This window comes from Streptomyces roseus (genome assembly GCF_001044425.1).
Lineage (GTDB): Bacteria > Actinomycetota > Actinomycetes > Streptomycetales > Streptomycetaceae > Streptomyces > Streptomyces roseus.
On record NZ_LFML01000016.1, the window covers coordinates 1 to 21,651 of the forward strand.

The following is a 21,651-nucleotide window of genomic DNA, read 5'->3' on the forward strand; positions in this document are numbered from 1 at the left end:
CGCCCCGCACCCCCCCAAATCCACCACACCCCCCGCCATCTTCGGCACACTGCCCGCATGGGCCTTCTCTGCGCCGCCTGCGCTTCCCTCCTCGCCTGGATCTGGCTCACGTTCGCCCAGGGCATGTTCTGGCGGACCGACGTGCGGCTCCCGCCGCGCAGCGCCCCCGGGCGGTGGCCGTCCGTCGCCATCGTGGTCCCGGCCCGGGACGAGGCCGAGGTGCTGCCGCGCAGCCTGCCCTCGCTCATCGCCCAGGACTATCCCGGCGAAGCCGAGGTCATCCTGGTCGACGACGGCAGTACCGACGGCACCGGCGAGCTCGCGCTGCGGCTGGCCCGGGAGCATCCCGGGCTGCCCCTCACCCTCACTTCCCCCGGCGAGCCGGGCCCCGGCTGGACCGGGAAGCTGTGGGCCCTGCGCCACGGCATCGCGCTCGCCCGGACCGCCCACGCCGACGAGCCCGAGTACCTGCTCCTCACCGACGCCGACATCGCGCACGAGCCCGACAGCCTGCGCGAGCTGGTCGCGGCCGCGACCGGCTCCGAACTCGACCTCGTCTCGCAGATGGCCCGCCTGCGCGCCGTCAGCGTCTGGGAGCGGCTCGTCGTACCGGCCTTCGTGTACTTCTTCGCACAGCTCTACCCCTTCCGCCGCGTCAACCGCCCCACCGGCCGGACCGCGGCCGCGGCCGGCGGCTGCGTCCTGCTGCGCACCGAGGTCGCCGTCCGCGCGGGCATCCCCGACTCCATCCGGCAGGCCGTCATCGACGACGTGTCCCTCGCCCGCGCCGTCCGCCGCTCGGGCGGCCGGATCTGGCTCGGGCTGGCGGAGCGGGTGGACAGCGTGCGCCCGTACCCCGCGCTCGGGGACCTGTGGCGGATGGTCTCGCGCAGCGCGTACGCGCAACTGCGCCACCAGCCGCTGCTGCTGGCCGGGACGGCGGCCGGGCTCGCGCTCGTCTACCTCGTCCCCCCGGCCGCGCTGCTCTCCGGGCTCGCGACCGGGCATGCCGCGACCGCGTGGGCGGGCGGGCTCGCGTGGCTGCTGATGGCGGGCACATATCTGCCCATGCTGCGCTACTACCGCCAGCCCGCGGCACTCGCGCCACTCCTTCCGCTCACGGCCCTCCTGTACCTCCTGATGACCGTGGACTCCGCCGTTCAGCACTACCGCGGTCGCGGTGCGGCATGGAAGGGCCGCACCTATGCCCGCCCGAGTGACGCCTGAAACGAACAATCACCCCCAGACCACCCCCGCCCCCCGATGTCATCCCAGGTCACCGCCTTGTGACGCTACGTCAGCGCAAAGTCGGTGCAACAGCCAACCGGTGAGTACGAGTAGGAACAACCCGGTGCGGAAGCGACGAAAACGTGCACGTGAACGGGAAGTGAAGGGTGTGGCTCTGACCTGCGAATATGCAGGTCAGCGCGGTGTTCGTCACACCTCGCTATGGACCCGGTGAAGCCGTGGGCTTAACTTAGGTCCCATGACCTCCCCCCGCTCCACTTATGGCGGCGGTTACTACTCCGCGCCCTCTTTCCCGGACACCCCCATCTACGACTCGCTCGTCGCCGAACGGGGTACCCCGCAGATCGCTCCGATCCGCGTTCCGGCCGCCTACGACTCCCCCAGCTCGGGCTATTCGAGCGGTGGATACCTCCCGGCCCTCGCCTCCTCCCTGCCCGCCCTGCCGGCCGCGCTGCCCCCGGCCATGCCGCAGCAGCAGCAAGCTCCGGCGTACGGGTACCCGTACCAGCAGCAGGCGCCCGCGCCGATGCCGCTGCAGCAAGCTCCCGCTCCCTACATCCCGCAGCAGCAGCCGGCCGTGGCCCGTGCGGGCTACATGCAGCAGGCCCAGCAGCAGCCCCGGCCGGTGGCCGCGGGTACGGGGTACGAGGCGATGCGTCCGGCCGCCCCGCGTCCGATGCAGGTTCCGGCTCCGGTTCCGGCCGCCTCGTACGAGGACCCGTACGGCCGCCCGTACCAGGGGCGCGGCTACTGACAGATCCAGGAACGCCCACTAGGGCGGGCGCGGGGGGTCCTGGCAGGATGCTCCCATGTCGAACTTGCGTGTCCAGGCGCTCCACGTCCATCCCGTCAAGTCAGTAGCGGGGACAGCTCCCGACGAGATGGCCGTGGAGCCCTGGGGCATGTCCGGGGACCGGCGGTGGGCGGTGGTGGACACCGAGGGCACGGTCATCACCCAACGCCAGCAGCCCCGGCTGGCGTTGGCCGCGGCGCGTCCGCTGGGGGGCGGCGCGGTCGCCCTGTCGGCGCCGGGCATGGCCGAGCTGGCCGTGCAGGTGCCGGAGCCGGGTCCGCTGGAGCCGGTCACCCTGTTCGGGAAGAAGGTCGAGACCGTGGTCGCGGCGAGCGCCGCGGCCGACTGGTTCAGCGCCTACCTGGGGGTGCCGGCGCGGCTGGTGCACCTGGACGACCCCGCCGTACGGCGGCCCGTCGATCCGGCGTACGCACTGCCGGGCGAGACGGTGAGTCTCGCCGACGCCTATCCGGTGCTGCTCGTGACCCTCGCGTCCCTCGACGCGCTCAACTCGCTCATCGCGCAGGGGGACCATCCCGAGGAGGGTCCGCTTCCGATGAATCGTTTCCGCCCCAATGTCGTGGTCGCCGGCGCCGAGGCGTGGGCGGAGGACGGCTGGCGGCGCATCGCGATCGGCGACGCCGTCTTCCGCGGGGTCCGCGAGTGCGGGCGGTGCATCGTGACGACTACCGACCAGGCGACGGCGGAGCGCGGCAAGGAACCCCTCAAGTCCCTGGCCCGGCACCGGCGGATCGGCAAGTCGCTGGCCTTCGGGCGGCAGCTGGTGCCGGTGCGGACGGGCACGGTCCGGGTGGGCGACGAGGTCCGCGTCCTGGAGTAGCGGGCGGGACCGGCCCCTTGGAATGACACCTTCGAGGGGCTGTGGGGGAAGGGTGGAACCAAGCACCGTGAGCGGGCCGTTGGAGCATGCGACGGGCTGTGACGGGAAGGTGCGGGAGCGAGCTCGGCTTCGGCCGGGGCCGGGACCAGGCCAGGACCGGGGCCGGGACCGGAGCCGGGACCAAGGCGACGGTCTCGCTTTCAGGACTTCATGCACCGGATCGGGTGACACGGCTGCCGCGCGTCCCGGAATGCGCGTTATCGGGGCGTGCGGGAGGCTTGGACGGCAGGCAGACGGAGGCAAAGGGGGTGCCGGACCGTGTGGACAGCAACGGGTGTGTGGCGTTGGCGGCGCAATCCACTGCGCCGGCCGACTGATCTCTTCGAGGCGTGGGTGGCGTTCGCCGCACTGATCTGCGTCCTGCTGGTGGCTCCGGCCATCGGCACGGTCGCGGGCATGGAGGTGGACGGCACGCTGCAGCGGGCCGCGCGCGAACAGCGGCAGGAGCGGTACCTCGTACCGGCGGTGGTGGTGCGCCCGGCGGCCGTCCCGCCCACGGGGACGACCACGGGGACGGAGGCCGATCCGTCGGCGCAGCGGCAGGCCCCGCAGCGCACGCAGATCGTCGCGTCCTGGACGGCGCCCGACGGGAGCAGCCACCAGGGCACGGTGCCGGCCGCGGAGGAACCGCCGCGGACGGGCGACCGGTTCCGGATATGGACCGATACGCAGGGCCGGCTGGTGGGGCGGCCTCTCGACGCCTCCTCGGCGAGCGCCCACGCGGCGGTGGTGGGCCTGGCCGCCGCCCTCGCCGCGGCCGCTCTGGTGGAGACGGTCCGGCGCCTGGTCGTACGCAGGCTCATGCATCGTCGGTACATACTGCTGGACCGGGCGTGGGCGGCCACGGGGCCGGACTGGGGCCGGGCGGGCGCGGGCAGCTGACCTGGCATCCCACCGGCCCCGCGCGCGCTACGGTGGAGCGGCCGGAGCCGGTCGCCGCCAAAGCGGTGGGCGGCGGCGGTGGTTTCGGCCGCTTCGGCGGCACGAGTACGAGGGCGGGGGCACGACAGCACCATGGCAGAGGGCGCGGTCCAGGTGACGCACGGCGGATCTTCGCGGTGGCGGCGCCGCTCCGGTGAGTATCCGACGCTGGCCGCCGCGCTCGCCGTCGCGGGCGACGGGGATGTGCTCTCCATCGCTCCCGGCACCTACCGGGAGAACCTGGTGCTGAACCATGCCGTGACCCTGCGCGGGCCGGAGGGCTCGGTGGGTTCGGTGCGGATCGCCCCGCCGGACGGCGTCGCGCTCACGCTGCGCGCCTCCGCGGTGGTCCAGGACCTGCACCTGGAGGGGCAGGACCGGGCGGCGCCCGCGCTGCTGGTCGAGGAGGGTTCGCCGGAGCTCACCGATCTGCGGGTCAGCACCCGGTCGGCGGCGGGCATCGAGGTGCGCGGCGCGGCCGCCCGGCCCCTGGTGCGGCGGTGCACGGTGGAGAACCCGGCGGGAGTCGGGATCGCCGTACTGGACGGCGGCGGCGGGGTGTTCGAGGAGTGCGAGGTGGTGGCCGCCGGCCAGACCGGGGTCTCCGTGCGCGGCGGCGGGCGGCCGCGGCTGGAGCGCTGCCGGATCCACCATGCGTCCGGCGCCGGCATCGCGGTCACCGGCGAGGGTTCGGGCCTGGAGGCGCTGGGCTGCGAGGTGTACGAGATCAAGGGCACGGGCGTGCAGATCGCCGCGCGGGCCGCGGCCCGCCTCACCGACTGCGCCGTGCACCGCACGTCCGCGGACGGGGTCACCCTGGACACCGACGCGGTGCTCACGCTCGCCGGCTGCGACATCCACGACATCCCGGAGAACGCGGTGGACCTGCGCTCCCGTTCGGTGCTCACGCTCAGCCGGACCACCGTCCGCCGCTTCGGCCGCAACGGCCTGTCGGTGTGGGATCCGGGGACCCGGGTGGACGCCGACTCCTGCGAGATCCACGACAGTACGGGCGACTATCCGGCGGTGTGGATCAGTGACGGGGCCACCGCCTCGCTGAGCTCCTGCCGGGTGCACGACGTACCGGACGCGGTGTTCGTCCTGGACCGGGGCTCGCGCGCGGATGTCGTCGACAGCGATCTGTCCCAGGTGCGCAACACGGCCGTGTCGGTGAGCGACGGAGCCACCGCGCAGGTCGACGACTGCCGGATCCGGGAGGCGGCGACCGGGGCCTGGTTCCGCGACCACGGCAGCGGCGGCACCCTCGCCAACTGCACGATCGACGCGGTCCAGACGGGAGTGATCGTCACCAAGGGGGCCGATCCCGCGCTGGAGCGGTGCACGGTCAGTTCCCCGTCCGAGGCGGGGTTCTACGTGTCGGCGGGCGGCCGCGGCAGCTTCCGCTCCTGCCGCGTGACGGGCAGTTCGGGCTTCGGCTTCCACGTGATCGACGGCTGCCGCACCACGCTGACCCGCTGCCACACCGAGCGCTGTGCGCGCGGCGGGTACGAGTTCGCCGAGGACGGCCCGGTCGCCGAGGACTGCACCGGCGACGAGTCGGGCTCGCGGTCCGCCGCCCAGTCGGCCGGGGCCGGGGTCCTCGCCGCCGAACGCGCGGGAATGCGTACGGTCGGCGCGGGCCCCGCTCCCGCGCCCGCGGCGGCCCCGGTGCCGGATCCGCGGGGCGCTGAGGAGGCGGACCGGCAGCCGGCGGGTGCGGCGCGCGGCTCCGGCGAGGTGCTGGGGCAGCTCGACGCGCTGGTGGGCCTGGACAGCGTCAAGCGCGAGGTGCGGGCGCTCACCGACATGATCGAGGTGGGCCGGCGCAGGCAGCAGGCGGGCCTCAAAGCCGCTTCGGTCCGCCGCCACCTGGTGTTCACGGGCAGCCCCGGTACGGGCAAGACGACGGTGGCCCGGCTCTACGGGGAGATCCTGGCCTCCCTCGGGGTGCTGGAGCGCGGTCACCTGGTCGAGGTCTCGCGGGTGGACCTGGTCGGCGAGCACATCGGGTCCACGGCGATCCGGACCCAGGAGGCGTTCGACCGGGCGCGCGGCGGGGTGCTGTTCATCGACGAGGCGTACGCGCTGGCCCCGGAGGATTCGGGGCGCGACTTCGGGCGCGAGGCCATCGACACGCTGGTGAAGCTGATGGAGGACCACCGGGACGCGGTGGTGGTGATCGTCGCCGGGTACACGGCGGAGATGGAGCGCTTCCTGACCGTCAACCCGGGTGTGGCCTCGCGGTTCTCCCGGACGATCACGTTCGGGGACTACGGGCCCCAGGAGCTGCTGCGCATCGTGGAGCAGCAGGCGGAGGAGCACGAGTACCGGCTCGGGGAGGGCACGGCGAAGGCGCTGCTGACGTACTTCACCGAGCTCCCGAAGGGCCCGGCGTTCGGCAACGGCCGCACGGCGCGGCAGACCTTCGAGTCGATGGTCGAGCGCCACGCGGGCCGGGTGGCCCAGCTCACGGACCCGGGCACGGACGAACTCACCCTCCTGTTCCCGGAGGATCTCCCGGCCCTTCCGGCGCTGCCGGCTCCTTGCTGACCCTGGGGGCGGGCAGGGCGGGCAGGGCGGGCGCGGCCGCTGCGGGTGGTGCGCCGGCGGTGGACCGGGCGCGGCGGGCGGACCGGGCGGGGCCGGCCAGCCGGGCCAGGAGGGCGTCGCGTTCGGCGGCGAAGGCCGGGTCGGCCTGGTAGTCGAAGTGCCCGAGGATCGGCGCGGGCAGGGGGTACCGGGCGCTGCGCCCGTAGGCGAGCGGATCGGCGAGCGGTCCCCGGTCGACGGGGTCGGCGACGGGATCGGCGACGGGGGCAGGGGCGGGTGCAGGGCCAGGGGCGCGATCGGCCGCGGCCGGAGCCGCTTCAGGGGGCTGAGCCGCCGGATGCCCCGGGAGGACCGGGCCTCCGATGGGGTCCGTGGCGCGCCAGAGGTTGCGCCAGCAGTCGACGTCGGCGTGCAGGGCGGCGAGGGGGCCCGGACCGAAGTACGCCGGGAACCAGCGCCCGTACAGACGCCGGAGCGGGGAGCCGTACGTGAGCAGGGCGACCCGGCGGCGGACGTGCGGCGGCAGCTGCCAGACGGCGGCGGCCGCGAGGACGCTGCCCTGGGAGTGGCCGGAGATGACCAGGCGGCCGCCGGTGCGGCCGGTCCAGCCGCTCATCCGCCAGGTCAGGTCGGGGACGGCGCGCTCGGCGTAGCAGGGCGGAGCGAACGGATGGGCGGCCCGCGGCCAGAAGGTGCCGACGTCCCACAGCACGCCGATCGTGCGGCGGGCCGCGGGATCCCGGTACGCGCGGCGGCCCCAGGCGATGAACGCGGCGATGGCGACCCCTATCAGCCAGGAGCCGGCGTCCTGCGCCGCCCGCGCGGCGGTCTCCAGCAGCGGGTGGCCGCCGCGGACCGCCTCGCCCGGGACCTGCCCGCTGATCCAGGCTCCGGCCAGGGCTCCCGCACCGAGCAGCAGGGTGACGCCGGAGACGGCGGCCACGAACCAGGGCGCGGAGTCGGTGAGCGCGGCGGCGGCCCGGGCCCCGGCGATCCGGCGGCTGCGGTCCGCGTCCGGCGGCTCCCCCGGGTACTCGGCGGCCACTCCCGCGGCGAGCCGGCGCCGGGCGAGGACCCCGCGTACGGCGAAGCAGGCGGCGAGCAGGGCCAGGACGAGGAGCAGCGGCGGCAGCACGGCGGCCTGCCAGGACAGCAGTACGGGCGGGGCCGGCACCGTGGACCCGGGAGCCGCCGATCCGCCCGCCCCGGTCACCCCAGCCGCCCCGGCCGACCCGCCCAGCCAGTCCGCTATCCGCTGGGCGACCCCGCCGGACATCACCCCGCCGAGGGCGCAGCCGAGCATGGCGATGGCGGGACCGCCGAGCCCGTACAGCGCGGTCGCAGGGTCGGGGGCTAGCCGGTACAGCCGGACGGCGACGGCGGCGAGCAGCAGCACGCAGCAGCCCTGGCCGAGCATGAGCGCCCCGAACGCGAAGTCGCCGGGCAGCCGGCCGGCGGAGGTCCAGCCGGGGCGCGACCAGCCCGCGTAGAGCAGGACGGCGGCGAGCAGCGCGAGGGCGCAGCCCGGCAGCAGGGTGACGGCGGCCCGGTCGAGGCGGTGGTCGGCCCGCTCCTCGGTGCGGCCGCGCCGGCAGACGACCCAGGCGACGGCCACGGCCCCGGCGGCCAGCAGCACCTCCACCGCCCGGCCGAGGGCTTCGAGTACGGCGCCGCCGGCGAGGCGGTCGTGGTGGGCGGTGGGCACGGCGACGGCGGCCGCGACGATCAGCAGTCCGGCGGCGGTGTGCGCGGCGCGCAGCCGGGCCACGATGCGCCGCCCGTACCAGAATCCGGGCCGGCCGAGGGCGGGCGCACCGGCCGGGCGGACCGCGGGCACGGCGGCGCCCGCCGGCGGGGGCTGCGACTCGTACGCGCTCCACGTGCGGTTCGACAGGTACCACAGCAGCCCCGTCAGAGCGGCCGGGACCAGCGCGCCGAGCGCCAGCCGGCGGCCGGGCTGGCCCCACCACCGGCCAGGCTCCATGAACCCGAGCCAGGACCCGGCTCCGGAGCCGGTGCAGGCTCCGGAACCGGCGCACTGCCAGGCGAGCAGGTCGAGGGCGACCTCGCAGGCGGCCGCGATCAGCAGCAGGGTCAGGCTGAGCGCGAGGACCCGTACGAGCACCCCGTACGCGCGCACCGCGCGCGGCGCCGGACCGGTGGCGGGCGCGGCCGGCCGGGCCCAGTGGGCGAGGTTGACCACCATGAAGGGCAGGAGCAGCAGCCAGAGGGCTCGGGCACCGTTGCCCGAGGTGAGCCGGGACCAGCAGTAGGCCTCGACGACGGGCCGGCCGGCGTACCGCTCGGGGTGGGCCTCGGCGTCGACGTCCGCGGCGCGACGGAAGACGGCGGCGGTGGAGTCCCCGGTGATCCGGACGGTGCGCGGGTCGCCGAGCAGCTCGTCGGGGGGTGCGCCGTGGACCCCGTGCACGCGGAGTTCGAGGGCCAGGGGGTGGAGGGGCTGCGGGGGCTGGGAGGGATCCGGCACATCGGCCTCCGCTCACGGGGGCGGGATCAGCGGCACTCCAGCATCCCGCGCCCCGAACCCCCTGCCTAGGCCTGTCCGGGCGACGCTTGGGGGCCCCCACGTCGGGCTCTTCCACCGGGAGCGCACGCCGGCGCAGTGCGAAGGCGGCCGGAACGACAGACATCTGACGGGGCGATAGTTAAGGTACGCGGAACGCGGACGTACGCTCCACCGCACACCCCCAGGAGGGACCGCCATGGCTCGCCGACTCCGCCCGGTGGGGCTGGACTTCATCGAGAACGCCCCGATCCGCCTGGTCTTCACCGCCCGGACGACGGCCGGCCCCGAGGCCGTGTACCGGGCCCTGGCCGAGGACGTGGCGGGGTGGCCCCGGTGGTTCGGGGCGGTGACCCTGGCCCGGCCGACGCACGGGGGTGCGGGCCGGGAGGTGCGGCTGGTCGGCGGGACCCGTTTCGAGGAGACGATCATGGCGGCGGAACCGGCGCGGCGCTACGCGTACCGGGTCGACGTGACCAACGCCCCGGGGATCCGGGCGCTGTTGGAGGAGTGGCTGCTCACCCCCGCCGACCCCTGCTCCGGGACGCTCGTGCGCTGGACCTTCGCGGTGGACGCCCCGGCCCCGCTCCGGGTCGTCCTCACCGCGGCCGGCCCGCTCCTGGGGCGGTCGTTCCGGTCGGCGGTCCGGGCGCTGGACGCCCGCCTGACGGCGCGCCGCCCGGCCGGCCGGTGACAGGGGTCGAAGCGGGCGGCCGGTCAGGGGGCCGGTCAGGGGGCCTGCCCGTCGGACGGCCGGTCAGCCCGTCAGGCGGCTCGCCCGTCGGACCGCCGGTCAGGGGGCCCGTCAGGCCGCCGGTTCGCGCCAGACGCCGGTCGCCAGCAGGGTTTCGAGGGTCCGCGTGTACGGGGCGATGTCCAGCCCCTGTGCGGTCAGCCATGCGTCCGAGTAGTACTTGTCCAGGTAGCGGTCGCCCGGGTCGCACAGCAGCGTGACCACGCTGCCCTTGCGGCCCTCGGCCACCATCTCCGAGATGATCTTCAGCGCGCTCCACACTCCCGTGCCCGTGGAGCCGCCGGCCTTGCGGCCGATCGCCTGCTCCAGCGCCCGGCACGCGGCGACGCTCGCCGCGTCCGGCACCTTCATCATCCGGTCGATGGCCCCCGGCACGAAGCTGGGCTCCATCCGCGGCCGCCCGATGCCCTCGATGCGCGAGCCGCAATCGCTGCTCGCGTGCGGGTCGTTGTTGGTCCAGCCGTCGAAGAAGCAGGAGTTCTCCGGGTCCGGGACGCACACCCGGGTGTCGTGCTGCATGTAGTGCACGTAGCGCGCGATCGTCGCGGACGTACCGCCCGTGCCGGCGGTCGCGACGATCCACGCGGGCTCGGGGTAGCGCTCCAACCGCATCTGCTGGTACATCGATTCGGCGATGTTGTTGTTGCCGCGCCAGTCGGTCGCCCGCTCCGCGTACGTGAACTGGTCCATGTAGTGCCCGCCCGTACGGGCTGCGAGATCCGCGGATTCCTCGTACATCTTCATCGAGTCGTCCACGAAGTGGCATTCGCCGCCGTGGAATTCGATGAGCCGGCACTTCTCCGGGCTGGTCGTGCGCGGCATGACGGCGATGAACGGAACGCCGATCAGCTTCGCGAAGTACGCCTCCGACACGGCTGTGGACCCGGACGAGGCCTCGATGACAGGGCGCCCGGGGCGGATCCAGCCGTTGCACAGCGCGTAGAGGAAGAGCGAGCGCGCCAGGCGGTGCTTGAGGGAGCCGGTCGGATGCGTGGACTCGTCCTTGAGGTAGAGGTCGATGCCCCATTCCTCGGGCAGCGGGAAGCGCAGCAGGTGGGTGTCGGCGGATCGGTTGGCATCGGCCTGGACCTTGCGGACGGCTTCCTTCAGCCAGGCGCGGTAGTCCGCGTCGCTACGGTCGACGTCGATTGTCGTAGCCGTCGTACCGGAGGTACGGGTGGTGCTCATGCGACTGGCTCCTTCGTGCGTTCCTTCGCCCCCTGCTTTCGCAATGTACCTCCCTCACCTGCACAAACAGTCACTTTGGGTATCCATGCGGATCGCTTTCGATCGCGTTCGGTTGCATACACGGGCACCGTGGGTGACCCTGGTGGAGCATTACCGAGGGTGCAGCACCCGTAACACTCATGTCGGGGAGTCGCAGCCGTGATCAGTCATTCACGCAGGCACTGCGTCGTGGAACTGCAGGCCTTGCCGTCCCGGATCGGACAGATCCGGAGGATCGTTTCAGCACAGTTGCGCCATTGGCAGCTCGATCCGCTCATAGATCGGGCTGCGCTCGGCGTGACGGAGCTGCTCAGCAACGTCCACCGCCACGCGCAGCCGGACAAGACGTGCACGGTGGAGATCGAGCTTCGGCTCGGGCGCCTCACGGTCTCGGTGTACGACAGCGATCCGCGCCTTCCCGTCCTGCGGGAGCCGGCCGCGGACACGCTGGAGACCTGCGGGCGCGGTCTCGCGCTCGTCGCCGCGGTCAGCGAGGCGTGGGGCGCGCGGAACCAGGCCGACGGTCCCGGGAAGGTGGTGTGGTTCTCGCTGCGCGCCGCCCCGGTGGCCACCGCGTCCAAGCCCGTACGGGAGCCCGCGCCCGCGGTGGTGGTCGCCGTCGACCCGACGGCCCTCCCGACCGTCATGCCGGTAGCGGCCTCGGTCGGCGCCAGGCCCGGGTAGGCTCCGGCCGCCGCACCTCCGGCCCGGTGTCGGGCACGGGGCGGCCGGGACTACGCCGCCGCCCCCAGGGCGCCCAGCGGGTCGTCCAGGACCGGTTGCCAGGCCAGTTCCGCGGCGCCCACCAGACTGTTGTGGTCCAGGGTGCAGGGCAGGATCGGGACTCCCCCGCTGCGGCCCCACAGGCTGCGGTCCGCGACCACGGCGCGCAGTCGCTCCGGGTCCGCGGAGAGCAGCTCGCGGTGGAGCCCGCCGAGGATGATCCGGTCCGGGTTCAGGATGTTGACCAGCCCGGCGAGGCCCAGCCCGAGCCTGTCGATGAGCTCCTCGGCGGCCGCCCGCACCGCCGGCTCCGCGTACTCCTCGCGCAGCAGGTCACGCGCCTGCTGGAGCAGCGACACCTCGGGCCCGGGGGTGCGGCCCGCCGCGGTCAGGAAGGCCAGCGGGTCGGCCTCCACGTCCAGGCAGCCGCGGCTGCCGCAGTGGCAGGGCCGCCCTTCCGGGTTCACCGTGAGGTGGCCGACCTCCAGGGCCAGCCCCGAACTCCCGCTGTGCAGGCGGCCGTCCAGTACGAGCGCGCCGCCCACCCCGCGGTGGCCGGTGGCCACGCACAGCAGGTGCTGGGCGCTGCGCCCCGCGCCGTGCCGGTGCTCGGCGAGCGCGGCCAGGTTGACGTCGTTCCCGGTCAGGGCCGGGCCGTCGATGCCGGCCGCCTTCACGCACTCCGTGAAGATGTCCCGTACGGGAGCCCCGGCCGGCCAGGCCAGGTGCAGCGGGTTCAGCGCCGTGCCGTCCGGCTCCGCGACCGCCGAGGGCACCGCGAGCCCCGCGCCGACGCAGCGGCGGCCGGTCTCGGCGAGGAGCGCCGCGCCCGCCCCGACGACGGCGCCGAGCACCTGCGCCGGGTCGGCGGAGACGGTGACCTTGCCGGGGGCGGTGGCCACGATCCGGCCGCCGAGGCCGACCAGCGCGGCCCGGAACCCGTCGGAGTGCACCTGCGCGGCCAGCGCCACGGGGCCGTTCTCGTCGATGGAGAGCCGGTGCGAGGGGCGGCCCTGGGTGCCGCCCGCGCCGCCCGGGCGGGAGTCGACGCGGATCAGGCCGAGCGCCTCCAGCTCGGCGGCGACCGCCCCGGCGGTGGCGCGGGTGACGCCGAGCTCGGCGGTCAGGACGGCGCGGGTCGGGGCCCGGCCGGTGTGGACGAGCTCCAGCGCCGGGCCGAGGGCGCCGCGGCCCCGTTCCAGCCGGGCCCGCGCCGAGGACGCGGCCGAGCCGGGAGTCGCGGCCGAGCCGGAGGTCGCGGCCGAGCCGGAGGACGCCACCGGGCCCGGAGACACGGCCGAGCCGGAAGTCGCGGCCGAAGCGGCGGACGCCGCGGACACCGTGGACGCATCCCCCGCCCGCGGCGGGGCCCCGTTGCCGTTCATGACAGCGATCCTCGCATGATCGGCGGGGTGCGCGGCGCCGCCGGTCAGTCGGGGGCGCCGCCGAGGCCGCCGACCCGCAGGGTGACGTTCAGCCGCCCGGTCAGCCCCAGCCCGGGCGGGGCGGTGCCGGGCAGCACCTTCGGCACCCCGTGGTAGGCCAGCCGCGCCGGGCCGCCGAAGACGAACAGATCCCCGCTGCGCAGCCGGACGTCCTGGTACGGACGGCCGCGCGAGGCGGTGTTGCCGAAGCGGAAGACACACGTATCGCCGAGGCTGAGGGAGACCACCGGAGCCCCGGACTTCTCCTCGGCGTCCCGGTGCATGCCCATGCGGGAGTCGCCGTCGTAGAAGTTGATCAGCGCGATGTCGTACGCGTACGCGGCCGGGTCCGCGGCCAGGTCCGTGTCAAGGTGCCCGCCCGCGTCCGCGCCCGGGTGCCCGTACGCCGCCACCACCGCCTCCCGCCCCAGCTCCGCGAGCCAGTCGGGCATGGGTTTGACGGGTGCCCCGTCGCCGTCCACGGCGGTGCGGGCGTACCCGTAGGGGTACCAGTGCAGCCCGAGGCACACCTGGCGGGCGGTCATCGTCCCGCCGCCCGGTGTCCGTACGGTGCGCAGGCCCGCGGGCGGGCGCGCCCAGTCACGGCAGGCATCGAGCAGCTCCCGCTGGCGCCCGGGCCCGAGCCAGTCGGGCACGTGCACGGCGCCGGGGGCGATCTCGGTCCGCTCGCGCGGGAAGAGTTCCCCGTCCATGACTCCATTCTCACCGGCATTGTCGGCGGCCGGTGCGAGACTGCCCGCATGAAGATCTCGGAGTACGTGGAGACCCTTGCGCGGGAGGGCGAGTTGCTCGCCGAGACGGCCGAGCGGGCGGGTACGGAGGCCCCCGTTCCCACCTGTCCGGGGTGGCGGGTCACCGACCTGCTGCGGCACACGGGGGCGGTGCACCGCTGGGCCGCCGGGTACGTCACCGACGGCGTTCTGGAGCCGGGCCCGTTCCCGGACGCCCCGGAGCTGGCCGGCGCCGAGCTGCTGGCCTGGTACCGCGAGGGGCACGAGGCCCTCGTCCGGGCACTGGCCGAGGCGCCGGCCGACGTGCAGTGCTGGACCTTCCTGCCGACGGCCGCGCCGTCGCCCCTGGCCTTCTGGGCGCGCCGGCAGGCCCACGAGACGGCCGTGCACCGGATGGACGCGGAGGCGGCTCTCGGGGCGCTCTACTCGCCGGTGACACCGGAGTTCGCCGAGGACGGGGTGGACGAGCTGCTGACCGGCTTCCACGCGCGGCCGCGCAGCCGGATGCGGACCGAGGAGCCGCGGGTGCTGCGGGTCCGCGCGGCCGACACGGGGGCGGTGTGGACCGTACACCTGTCGGCGGAGCCGCCGCGCACGGTGTCGGGCGATACGGGCGAACCGGCGGACTGCGAGGTGATCGGGACTGCCTCCTGGCTGTACGAGACGCTGTGGAACCGGCTTCCGCTGATGGGCCCGGGGGTGAGCGGCGACGAGTCGCTGGCGCGCCGGTGGGCGGAGACGGCCGGGATCGGCTGACGGGCGGGATCGGTCGTGCGGATGGGATCGGTCGTCCGGACGGGATCGGTCGGCGGGTTGCGCGCCCGGCCGCCGAGGGACCGTGCGGCGGTCGGGGCGGGGCTCGGGGCGCTCTTGTGACAGTGCGGTACGGGCTGTGACAATGCGTACATGGGCAGACGTACGCAGGCGGACCGGGACGCGATCACCACGGAGATCGGCTACGCGTTCCTCAGCGGATGCTTCGCGGCCGCGCTCGTCTTCGGAGCGGTGTACGGCCCCGCTCTGGTCTTCGACGTCACGCCCACCGTCGACGCGGCGCTGAAACTCGCGGCAGGGGTACTGGCGGGGGCCGTGTTCCTGCTCCGGATCACGCACGTCCTGTGGCGCTTCGCCCGCCGCCCGGAGAACGACGGCGCCTGACGCCCGCGACCCCGGCTCCGACTGGGCTCCCGGTGCGGGTGCGGGTGCGGGTCCGACCGCGGCCACCGGCCTGCACCGGCCGCCGTCGCAACCCCCCTCCCGGCCACCTTGGCCCTCAGCCCAGCGTGGCGGCGTACAGCGTCTGGCTGCGGTACTTCCAACTCGGCGATTCGTCCCACGGGTTGGGCATGCGCGTGCCGGTCGCGTACGCGTACCCCGCACCGCGGTCGAACGCCGTACGCAGCGTGGCACGCATGGCCGTCGCGTCCGGGACGGCGTGGACGAGGTGCCAGAACGCGGTGCCGGTCGGGTCGAGTTCGGTGCCGGTGCGGTAGCCGCCCGAGTCTGCGAAAACGTTCCCTCCGAGCCAGCCGCCTCCCGTGTACGCCGCGTACGTGTCCTCGAAGGTGACGAAGACGTCAGCGGTGCGGTGGCCGGGCTCCAGGTAGCAGTCGGCGATGGCGGTGCCGGGGTTGTCGACCACGAGGTCGGCGGCGGTGGGGTCGACGCCGTCCATGGTGTCCTGCACGTATTCGCGCAGCCGGGCGTAGTGGTCGCGGGTGGCGTTGCCGGGGCCGCAGTCGCGGCTCACGACGTCGAAGAAGATGCCGTCCACGTGCAGGCGGCCGTCTCGGGTCTTGAGGTAGTTGTCGACGGAGGCCTTGACGGCGTCGAAGTCGCGGTTGCCGTGGTCGGTGTGGACGTAGCCCAGGACCTTGGTCTTCTCACCGGTGGCGGTGGTCGCGGCGCGCAGCGCGTCGGCGCGGGCCTGCCAGCGGCCGTCGAAGGGGGCGTCGCCGTTCCCCGGATTGAGGACGACCACGGAGGCGGCGGGCGTGGTGGCGACGAGATCCCCGAGCATGCCGTCACCGGCCCAGGCGTAGGCGGGGACGGCGATCTCCAGGCCCCGTACGCCGGTTGCCCGGGGTCTCGGGGCCGGGGCCGCCTCCTCGGCGGTGCCGGCGGAGGAGGCGGTGCCGGCCGAAGCGGTCACGGCGGGCGCCGGGGCGGCCAGCAAGGAGGTGACCAGGACGGCGTACAGGGCCTTCACGGCGCGGGCCACGGCTGTTCCTCCGGCGAGGGGGCGGGGCGGGAGCACGACCCGACGAACACTAGACGGGCGCCCGTTCGGTGAAAGCCGAACCACTAGGATTGATGCGAGGAACAGACAAGCGATCCGTCACCTCATCATGTGATCGCGCGCAGCGCGCGGCCGTGTGCCCAGCCGGGCGGCAGGGCAGCCGGGCGGGCCGCCAAGCGCCTGCGGGCCTGTCAGCGAGCGGGCACTCAGCGGGCCGTCATACGCGCGGCGGCGCCGGCCGTCATACGGCGGGCAGCCCGACCCCGTGGGCCAGCTGGTCCGCGGCGTGCGTGAAGAAGGCGGCCCGGTCCTCTACCACCCGGTTGAACTGGCCGAACAGCTCGAAGGAGATGAGGCCGATCAGCTGCGCCCAGGCGGCGACCAGAGCGGCGGTGACCTCGGCGGGCAGCCCCTCGGCGAAGTCCGCGGTCATCCGGACGGCTTCGGGACGCAGGACCGCGGGCAGCGGCGGCAGCGCGAGGCCACGACCGGCGTGGGCGGCGCGCACGATGTTGATGAACGTGTTGCCGACGCGGGAGGCCGGGCCGACGGTGTCCATGGGAGCGCTGTAGCCGGGGACCGGGGAACCGTAGATGAGGGCGTACTCGTGCGGGTGGTCCAGGGCCCATGCGCGGACGGCCTCGCAGACCGCCCCCCAGCGCTCGCGGGGGGCGGCGCCGGCGTCGAGCGCGCGGGCGTCGGCCTGTTCGGCCGCGGCGCCGATGCTGTCGTAGGCGTCGATGATGAGGGCGGTCAGGAGCTCGTCGCGGCTCGGGAAGTACCGGTAGAGGGCGGAGGAGACCATGCCCAGCTCGCGGGCCACGGCGCGCAGCGAGAGCTTGGCCGCGCCCTCGGCGGCGAGCATGCGGCGCGCCTCGTCCTTGATGGCGGCGGTGACCTCGATACGGGCCCGCTCCCGGGCCCCGCGCACGGTACTCATACGAGCAGTGTGCCAGAAGTCAGATCACTGCCCAAAAAACAGAGCGCCGCATTACTTCGAGAGCACCGCTCTTGTTTTGGGCCGCCGATCCGTGCACACTGATCTCAAGCGAGAGCACCGCTCTCCCGTCACTCCGGAGCCCGCCATGAACGCGCCCACCCCGTACTACGTGCAGGCCAGCCCCCTCGCCACCCGCTTCAACTCGCTCCTCGGGAAGCTGGCCCGCCTCGGCATCAGCCTTGCCGGTTCGGCCGAGCTGTCGGTGCGCGGTCGCAAGTCCGGCCAGATGCAGCGGATCCCGGTCAACCCGCACACCTACGAGGGCGAGCAGTACCTGGTGTCGGCGCGCGGCCACTCCCAGTGGGTCCGCAACATGCGGGTGGCGGGTGGCGGCGAGCTGCGCGTGGGCCGCAGGGTACGCACCTTCACGGTCACCGAGATCACCGACCCCGTACTGAAGGCCGCCCTCCTGCGCACTTACCTGGAGAAGTGGGGCTGGGAGGTCAACCGGTTCTTCCAGGGCCTTACCGCCCAGTCCTCCGATGCCGAGCTCCAGGCCGCCGCCGGCGACCACCCGGTCTTCCGCCTCACGGTGTCGAACTGACCCACGCGGCCGCACCCGGCGCACGCCGCATCCAAGGGCGGCGCGCGGCCGCTCGCGCACCCGCCGGCGCGCCCCGGCCGCCCCCCGGCCCGCCCGACCAACCCGCCCCACCCGCAAAAGCAGCGGCGGCCTTGCCCGCACGCCCGGCAAGACCGCCACCCTCAGCCGTACGGCGGCCGGGGAGAACCCCGCCGCCGCACCCCGCACCCCGCTACCCGGGCCCGGCCGGCGCCCGGGTCAGGAACTCACGGACCCTGGAAATCGAAACCCCGGACCCGGACCCCGCTACCCCTTGTCCGTCACCTGCTCCTGCCCCTGCCCTCGCTCCCGGCCCCGCCCCGAGCCCTGCCCCTCGGCCCGGTTCCGCGCCTGCTTCCCGTCCAGGATGTGCAGCGCCTTGCGGGCGAGCGGGTACGTCCGGATCAGGTCGGGCAGCGTGGTCGCACCCCGCGTGATGCGGGCGAACGCCCGCCACGCCGGGCCGAAGCCGGTGATCGCCGCGTGCAGCAGCCCCGGCCGGGCCTCGAAGGCGGTCAGCATCCGCTTGCCGACGCTCATCTCCACGCCCAGGCCGGCCTTGACCGCGAACGCGTAGTTCAGGGCCTGGCGGCGCGCGTCCACCGCGTCCTGCGCCTCGGAGATCTTCACGGCCCACTCCCCGGCCAGCCGGCCCGAGCGCAGTGCGAAGGAGATGCCCTCCCGGGTCCACGGCTCCAGGAGTCCGGCCGCGTCACCCGCGACCAGGACCCGGCCCCGCGAGAGCGGCGACTCGGGCTTGCGGCAGCGGGTCAGGTGCCCGGACGAGATGGCGGGCTCGAAGCCGGCCAGGCCGAGCCGGGCGATGAAGTCCTCCAGGTACCGCTTGGTGGCGGCGCCGTCGCCCTTCGCCGAGATGACCCCGACGGTCAGGGTGTCGCCCTTGGGGAAGACCCAGCCGTAACTGCCGGGCAGCGGGCCCCAGTCGAGCAGTACCCGCCCCTTCCAGTCCTCCGCGACCGTCTGCGGGACCGGGATCTCCGCCTCCAGGCCGAGGTCCACCTGGTCCATCTCGACGCCGACGTGCGCCCCGATCCGGCTCGCGCTGCCGTCCGCGCCGACCACGGCACGCGCCAGGACGGTCTCGCCGTCGGCGAGCACCACGGCGACCGTGCGCCGGTCGGGCACCGCCGCCCCGTGCTGCTCCACCCGCGAGACGGCCGTACCCGTACGGACGGTGGCTCCGGCCTTCTCGGCCTCGGCGACCAGCCCGGCGTCGAAGTCGGGCCGGTTGACGAGCCCGAACAGCATCTGCCGCGAACGGCGGGTCCGGGTCAGCTTCCCGCCCAGCGTGAAGGTGACCGCGTGGACGCGGTCCTGGAGGGGCAGGACGAACCCGGGCGGGAGGGCGTCACGCGAGGGCCCGATGATCCCGCCGCCACACGTCTTGTACCGGGGCAGCTCGGCCTTCTCCAGCAGCAGTACGCGCCGCCCCGCCGTCGCCGCCGCGAACGCGGCCGAGGCGCCGGCCGGTCCGGCCCCGACCACCACCACGTCCCATACGTCATCGGTGCCCCCGGGCACCTCGGCCATCCCGTCCTCCGCTCCCTGAGCGGGCTGCCCTGCTGCTGAGTCGGGTCCCCCGACGGTGCTGTCGTCGCTGCTCACGATGTGCTGCTGCTCCTGATCATGCGGTTGCTCCGATGCAGGCAAATCCTACGGCGCGAGTCCGGCCCGTCCTGCTGTGCGAGGATCGGGACTGTCTTTCGCCGTACCCGGCATACGCCCACCCCGCGGATGCGGGCGGCGCGCACGTACCGCCGAGTACACCTACACGGCGTACGCGCACACGGCGTACACCTACACAACGTCGCACCCACGAGGAGCGTGCCCATGTCCCAGAATCCGATCGCCGAGACCATCGCCTCGCTGATGCCCCGCGCCAAGCAGGAGCTGACCGAGCTGGTGGCCTTCCAGTCGGTGGCGGACTGGGCGCAGTTCCCGCAGAGCGAGAGCCAGGGCGCGGCGAACTGGGTGGCCGACGCGCTGCGCGCCGAGGGCTTCCAGGACGTGGCGCTCCTCGACACCCCCGACGGCACGCAGTCGGTGTACGGCTTCCTGCCGGGGCCCGGGGGTGCGCCGACCGTCCTCCTGTACGCGCACTACGACGTGCAGCCGCCGCTGGACGAGGCGGCCTGGATCTCCCCCGCCTTCGAGCTGACCGAGCGCGACGGACGCTGGTACGGGCGCGGGGCCGCGGACTGCAAGGGCGGGTTCATCATGCACCTGCTGGCGCTGCGCGCGCTGAAGGCCAACGGCGGCGTGCCGGTGGGGGTGAAGGTGATCGTCGAGGGCTCGGAGGAGCAGGGCACCGGCGGTCTCCAGCAGTACGCCGAGGCCCATCCGGAGCTGCTGACCGCCGACACGATCGTCATCGGCGACACGGGCAACTTCCGGCTCGGCCTGCCGACCGTGACGGCGACCCTGCGCGGCATGTGCCTGATCAAGGTGAAGATCGACACCCTGGGCGGCAACCTGCACTCCGGCATGTTCGGCGGCGCCGCCCCCGACGCGCTGGCCGCGCTGATCCGGCTGCTGGACTCGCTGCGGGCGGCGGACGGTTCGACGACCGTCGACGGCCTCGCCTCGGACGCGGTGTGGGAGGGCCTGCAGTACCCGGAGGCGGACTTCCGCGCCGACGCCAGGGTCCTGGACGGGGTCGAGCTGATCGGCGAGGGCACGGTCGCGGACCGGTTGTGGGCCCGCCCGGCCGTCACGGTGCTCGGCATCGACTGCCCGCCGGTGGTCGGCGCCACCCCTTCGGTGCACGCGAGCGCCGGCGCGCTGATCAGCCTGCGCGTGCCGCCGGGCGTGGACACGGCCGAGGCCGTCAAGCTGCTGGAGGCGCACCTGGTGGCGCACACCCCGTGGCAGGCACGTCTCGGCCTGGAGGTCGTGGGCCAGGGCCAGCCGTTCCGGGCGGACACGGACAGCCCGGCGTACGCGTCGATGGCGGCGGCACTGCAGGCGGCGTACCCGGGCGAGGAGATGCAGATCAGTGGCATGGGCGGATCGATTCCGCTGTGCAACACGCTGAACTCGCTGTACCCGGAGGCGGAGATGCTGCTCATCGGGCTGAGCGAGCCCGAGGCGCAGATCCACGCGGTGAACGAGAGCGTCTCTCCGCAGGAGCTGGAGCGGCTGTCGGTCGCGGAGGCCCTGTTCCTCGTCAACTACGCGGAGTCCAAGCGCGGCTGACCCGCCCGCCGGCCCCGAAGGGGCGGGGCCGGTCCGCCTGCGCCGTGGGCGAACTCCGCTCCCGGTGAAAGACCGGCCGGGAGCGGAGCCGGGGGACGTACGTTCGGGGCATGGATCTCGTCGAAGTGCTCCCGCAGCAGCTCCACATGCTCCGCTTCCCGATCGGCCAGGCGTACCTGTGGCGCGACGGCGAGGCCCTGACCCTGATCGACGCGGGTCACGTCGGCGCCGGGGCGGCGATCGAGCAGGCCGTACGCTCGCTCGGGCTGGGCCCGGAGCGGCTGGAGCGGATCGTCCTGACCCACTGCCACCGCGACCACGTCGGCGCGGCGGAGGAACTCGCCGGGCGCTGGGGTGCGCAGGTGGTGGCGCACCGGCTGGAGGCCCCGGTGATCAGGGGGGAGCTCCCGGTGCCGGAGCCGGTCCTGCTGGACTGGGAACGCCCGCTGTACGCGCACGGGCTGACGGTGCCGCAGGCGCCGCCGACGCGGGTCGACCTGGAGGTCGAGGACGGGGAGGTGCTCCCCTTCGGCGACGGGGCGGTGGTGGTCCACGCCCCGGGCCACACGCCGGGCAGCATCGGTGTCCATCTGCCGCGGCACGGCGTGCTGTTCGCGGGCGACTGCATTGCAGGGGTGGGGCAGGTGATGCTGGGCGTGTTCAACGTGGACCGGGCGCAGGCGCAGGCCTCGTTCCGGCGCCTGGCGGCCCTGTCCCCGTCGGTGGCCTGCCTGGGCCACGGCGACCCCCTGACGCAGGACACGGCGGCCGCCCTCCTCGCGGCCGCGCGGCCGGACCCGGACCTCCTTCCGTAGCC

Annotated in this window: 19 protein-coding genes; 12 read left to right on the top strand and 7 right to left on the bottom strand. The window is 74.4% G+C overall.

The features are described from left to right. Nucleotides 1–57 precede the first annotated feature (57 nt). From ACS04_RS04190 to ACS04_RS04210, 5 genes are all read left to right on the top strand, one after another. A complete protein-coding gene (locus ACS04_RS04190; protein ID WP_048475116.1) occupies nt 58–1,227 on the top strand; it encodes a glycosyltransferase in 1,170 nt (389 codons plus the stop codon). Nucleotides 1,228–1,486: 259 nt separating this feature from the next. Continuing rightward, nucleotides 1,487–2,002, top strand: a complete 516-nt coding sequence (locus ACS04_RS04195) for a DUF6643 family protein (RefSeq protein ID WP_048475117.1) — start codon at nt 1,487–1,489, stop codon at nt 2,000–2,002. A gap of 55 nt (nt 2,003–2,057) precedes the next feature. Then, nucleotides 2,058–2,882, top strand: a complete 825-nt coding sequence (locus ACS04_RS04200; protein ID WP_048475118.1) for an MOSC domain-containing protein — start codon at nt 2,058–2,060, stop codon at nt 2,880–2,882. A 336-nt stretch (nt 2,883–3,218) separates the two neighbouring features. Beyond that, complete coding sequence (locus ACS04_RS04205; RefSeq protein WP_425337807.1) at nt 3,219–3,824, top strand: Rv1733c family protein; 606 nt, start codon at nt 3,219–3,221, stop codon at nt 3,822–3,824. A 132-nt stretch (nt 3,825–3,956) separates the two neighbouring features. Continuing rightward, on the top strand, nt 3,957–6,413 hold the full coding sequence (locus tag ACS04_RS04210; RefSeq protein ID WP_048475120.1) for a right-handed parallel beta-helix repeat-containing protein: 2,457 nt from the start codon (nt 3,957–3,959) through the stop codon (nt 6,411–6,413). On the opposite strand, the gene ACS04_RS04215 is transcribed toward ACS04_RS04210, so the two are convergent. Then, entirely contained in the window at nt 6,355–8,901 is a 2,547-nt protein-coding gene (locus ACS04_RS04215) for a hypothetical protein (protein ID WP_063839231.1), read from the bottom strand. The genes ACS04_RS04210 and ACS04_RS04215 overlap by 59 nt on opposite strands. Before the next feature lie 235 nt (nt 8,902–9,136). On the opposite strand from ACS04_RS04215, the gene ACS04_RS04220 reads away from it, so the two are divergent. Next, entirely contained in the window at nt 9,137–9,631 is a 495-nt protein-coding gene (locus tag ACS04_RS04220) for an SRPBCC family protein (protein WP_048475121.1), read from the top strand. 111 nt (nt 9,632–9,742) lie between these two features. On the opposite strand, the gene cds1 is transcribed toward ACS04_RS04220, so the two are convergent. Next, nucleotides 9,743–10,879, bottom strand: coding sequence for an L-cysteine desulfhydrase Cds1 (gene cds1, locus ACS04_RS04225; RefSeq protein ID WP_048475122.1), 1,137 nt, complete (start codon nt 10,877–10,879; stop codon nt 9,743–9,745). 198 nt (nt 10,880–11,077) lie between these two features. On the opposite strand from cds1, the gene ACS04_RS04230 reads away from it, so the two are divergent. After that, nucleotides 11,078–11,602 carry an ATP-binding protein gene (locus ACS04_RS04230; RefSeq protein ID WP_048475123.1) on the top strand — a complete coding sequence of 175 codons (525 nt, stop codon included), beginning with the start codon at nt 11,078–11,080 and terminating at the stop codon, nt 11,600–11,602. Between the two features lie 50 nt (nt 11,603–11,652). Here ACS04_RS04230 and ACS04_RS04235 read toward each other — a convergent pair whose 3' ends face one another. Next, a complete protein-coding gene (locus tag ACS04_RS04235; RefSeq protein WP_245236273.1) occupies nt 11,653–13,026 on the bottom strand; it encodes an ROK family protein in 1,374 nt (457 codons plus the stop codon). A gap of 44 nt (nt 13,027–13,070) precedes the next feature. Then, nucleotides 13,071–13,778 carry an alpha-ketoglutarate-dependent dioxygenase AlkB family protein gene (locus tag ACS04_RS04240; RefSeq protein WP_048475124.1) on the bottom strand — a complete coding sequence of 236 codons (708 nt, stop codon included), beginning with the start codon at nt 13,776–13,778 and terminating at the stop codon, nt 13,071–13,073. Nucleotides 13,779–13,826: 48 nt separating this feature from the next. Between ACS04_RS04240 and ACS04_RS04245 the strand changes: the two genes are divergently transcribed. Further along, complete coding sequence (locus ACS04_RS04245; protein WP_048475125.1) at nt 13,827–14,573, top strand: maleylpyruvate isomerase family mycothiol-dependent enzyme; 747 nt, start codon at nt 13,827–13,829, stop codon at nt 14,571–14,573. Nucleotides 14,574–14,723: 150 nt separating this feature from the next. Then, on the top strand, nt 14,724–14,975 hold the full coding sequence (locus ACS04_RS04250) for a DUF6332 family protein (protein ID WP_048475126.1): 252 nt from the start codon (nt 14,724–14,726) through the stop codon (nt 14,973–14,975). A 115-nt stretch (nt 14,976–15,090) separates the two neighbouring features. On the opposite strand, the gene ACS04_RS04255 is transcribed toward ACS04_RS04250, so the two are convergent. Both ACS04_RS04255 and ACS04_RS04260 read right to left on the bottom strand, forming a co-directional pair. After that, nucleotides 15,091–16,038: a spherulation-specific family 4 protein gene (locus ACS04_RS04255; protein ID WP_078864406.1), complete on the bottom strand. Its 948-nt coding sequence runs from the start codon at nt 16,036–16,038 to the stop codon at nt 15,091–15,093. A gap of 259 nt (nt 16,039–16,297) precedes the next feature. Further along, the gene (locus tag ACS04_RS04260; protein ID WP_048475127.1) at nt 16,298–16,996 is read right to left on the bottom strand and encodes a TetR/AcrR family transcriptional regulator; all 699 of its coding nucleotides are present in this window, start codon (nt 16,994–16,996) and stop codon (nt 16,298–16,300) included. 145 nt (nt 16,997–17,141) lie between these two features. Here ACS04_RS04260 and ACS04_RS04265 point away from each other — a divergent pair, with 145 nt between their 5' ends. Beyond that, complete coding sequence (locus tag ACS04_RS04265; protein WP_048475128.1) at nt 17,142–17,600, top strand: nitroreductase/quinone reductase family protein; 459 nt, start codon at nt 17,142–17,144, stop codon at nt 17,598–17,600. Nucleotides 17,601–17,885: 285 nt separating this feature from the next. Here the strand turns inward: ACS04_RS04265 and ACS04_RS04270 are convergent, their stop codons facing one another. Then, the gene (locus ACS04_RS04270) at nt 17,886–19,169 is read right to left on the bottom strand and encodes a geranylgeranyl reductase family protein (protein ID WP_048475129.1); all 1,284 of its coding nucleotides are present in this window, start codon (nt 19,167–19,169) and stop codon (nt 17,886–17,888) included. Between the two features lie 300 nt (nt 19,170–19,469). On the opposite strand from ACS04_RS04270, the gene ACS04_RS04275 reads away from it, so the two are divergent. After that, the gene (locus ACS04_RS04275; RefSeq protein WP_048475130.1) at nt 19,470–20,834 is read left to right on the top strand and encodes a dipeptidase; all 1,365 of its coding nucleotides are present in this window, start codon (nt 19,470–19,472) and stop codon (nt 20,832–20,834) included. Between the two features lie 110 nt (nt 20,835–20,944). After that, nucleotides 20,945–21,649 (top strand): MBL fold metallo-hydrolase, encoded by a 705-nt coding sequence (locus ACS04_RS04280; protein ID WP_048475131.1) that lies wholly within the window; start codon nt 20,945–20,947, stop codon nt 21,647–21,649. Nucleotides 21,650–21,651: the final 2 nt, after the last annotated feature.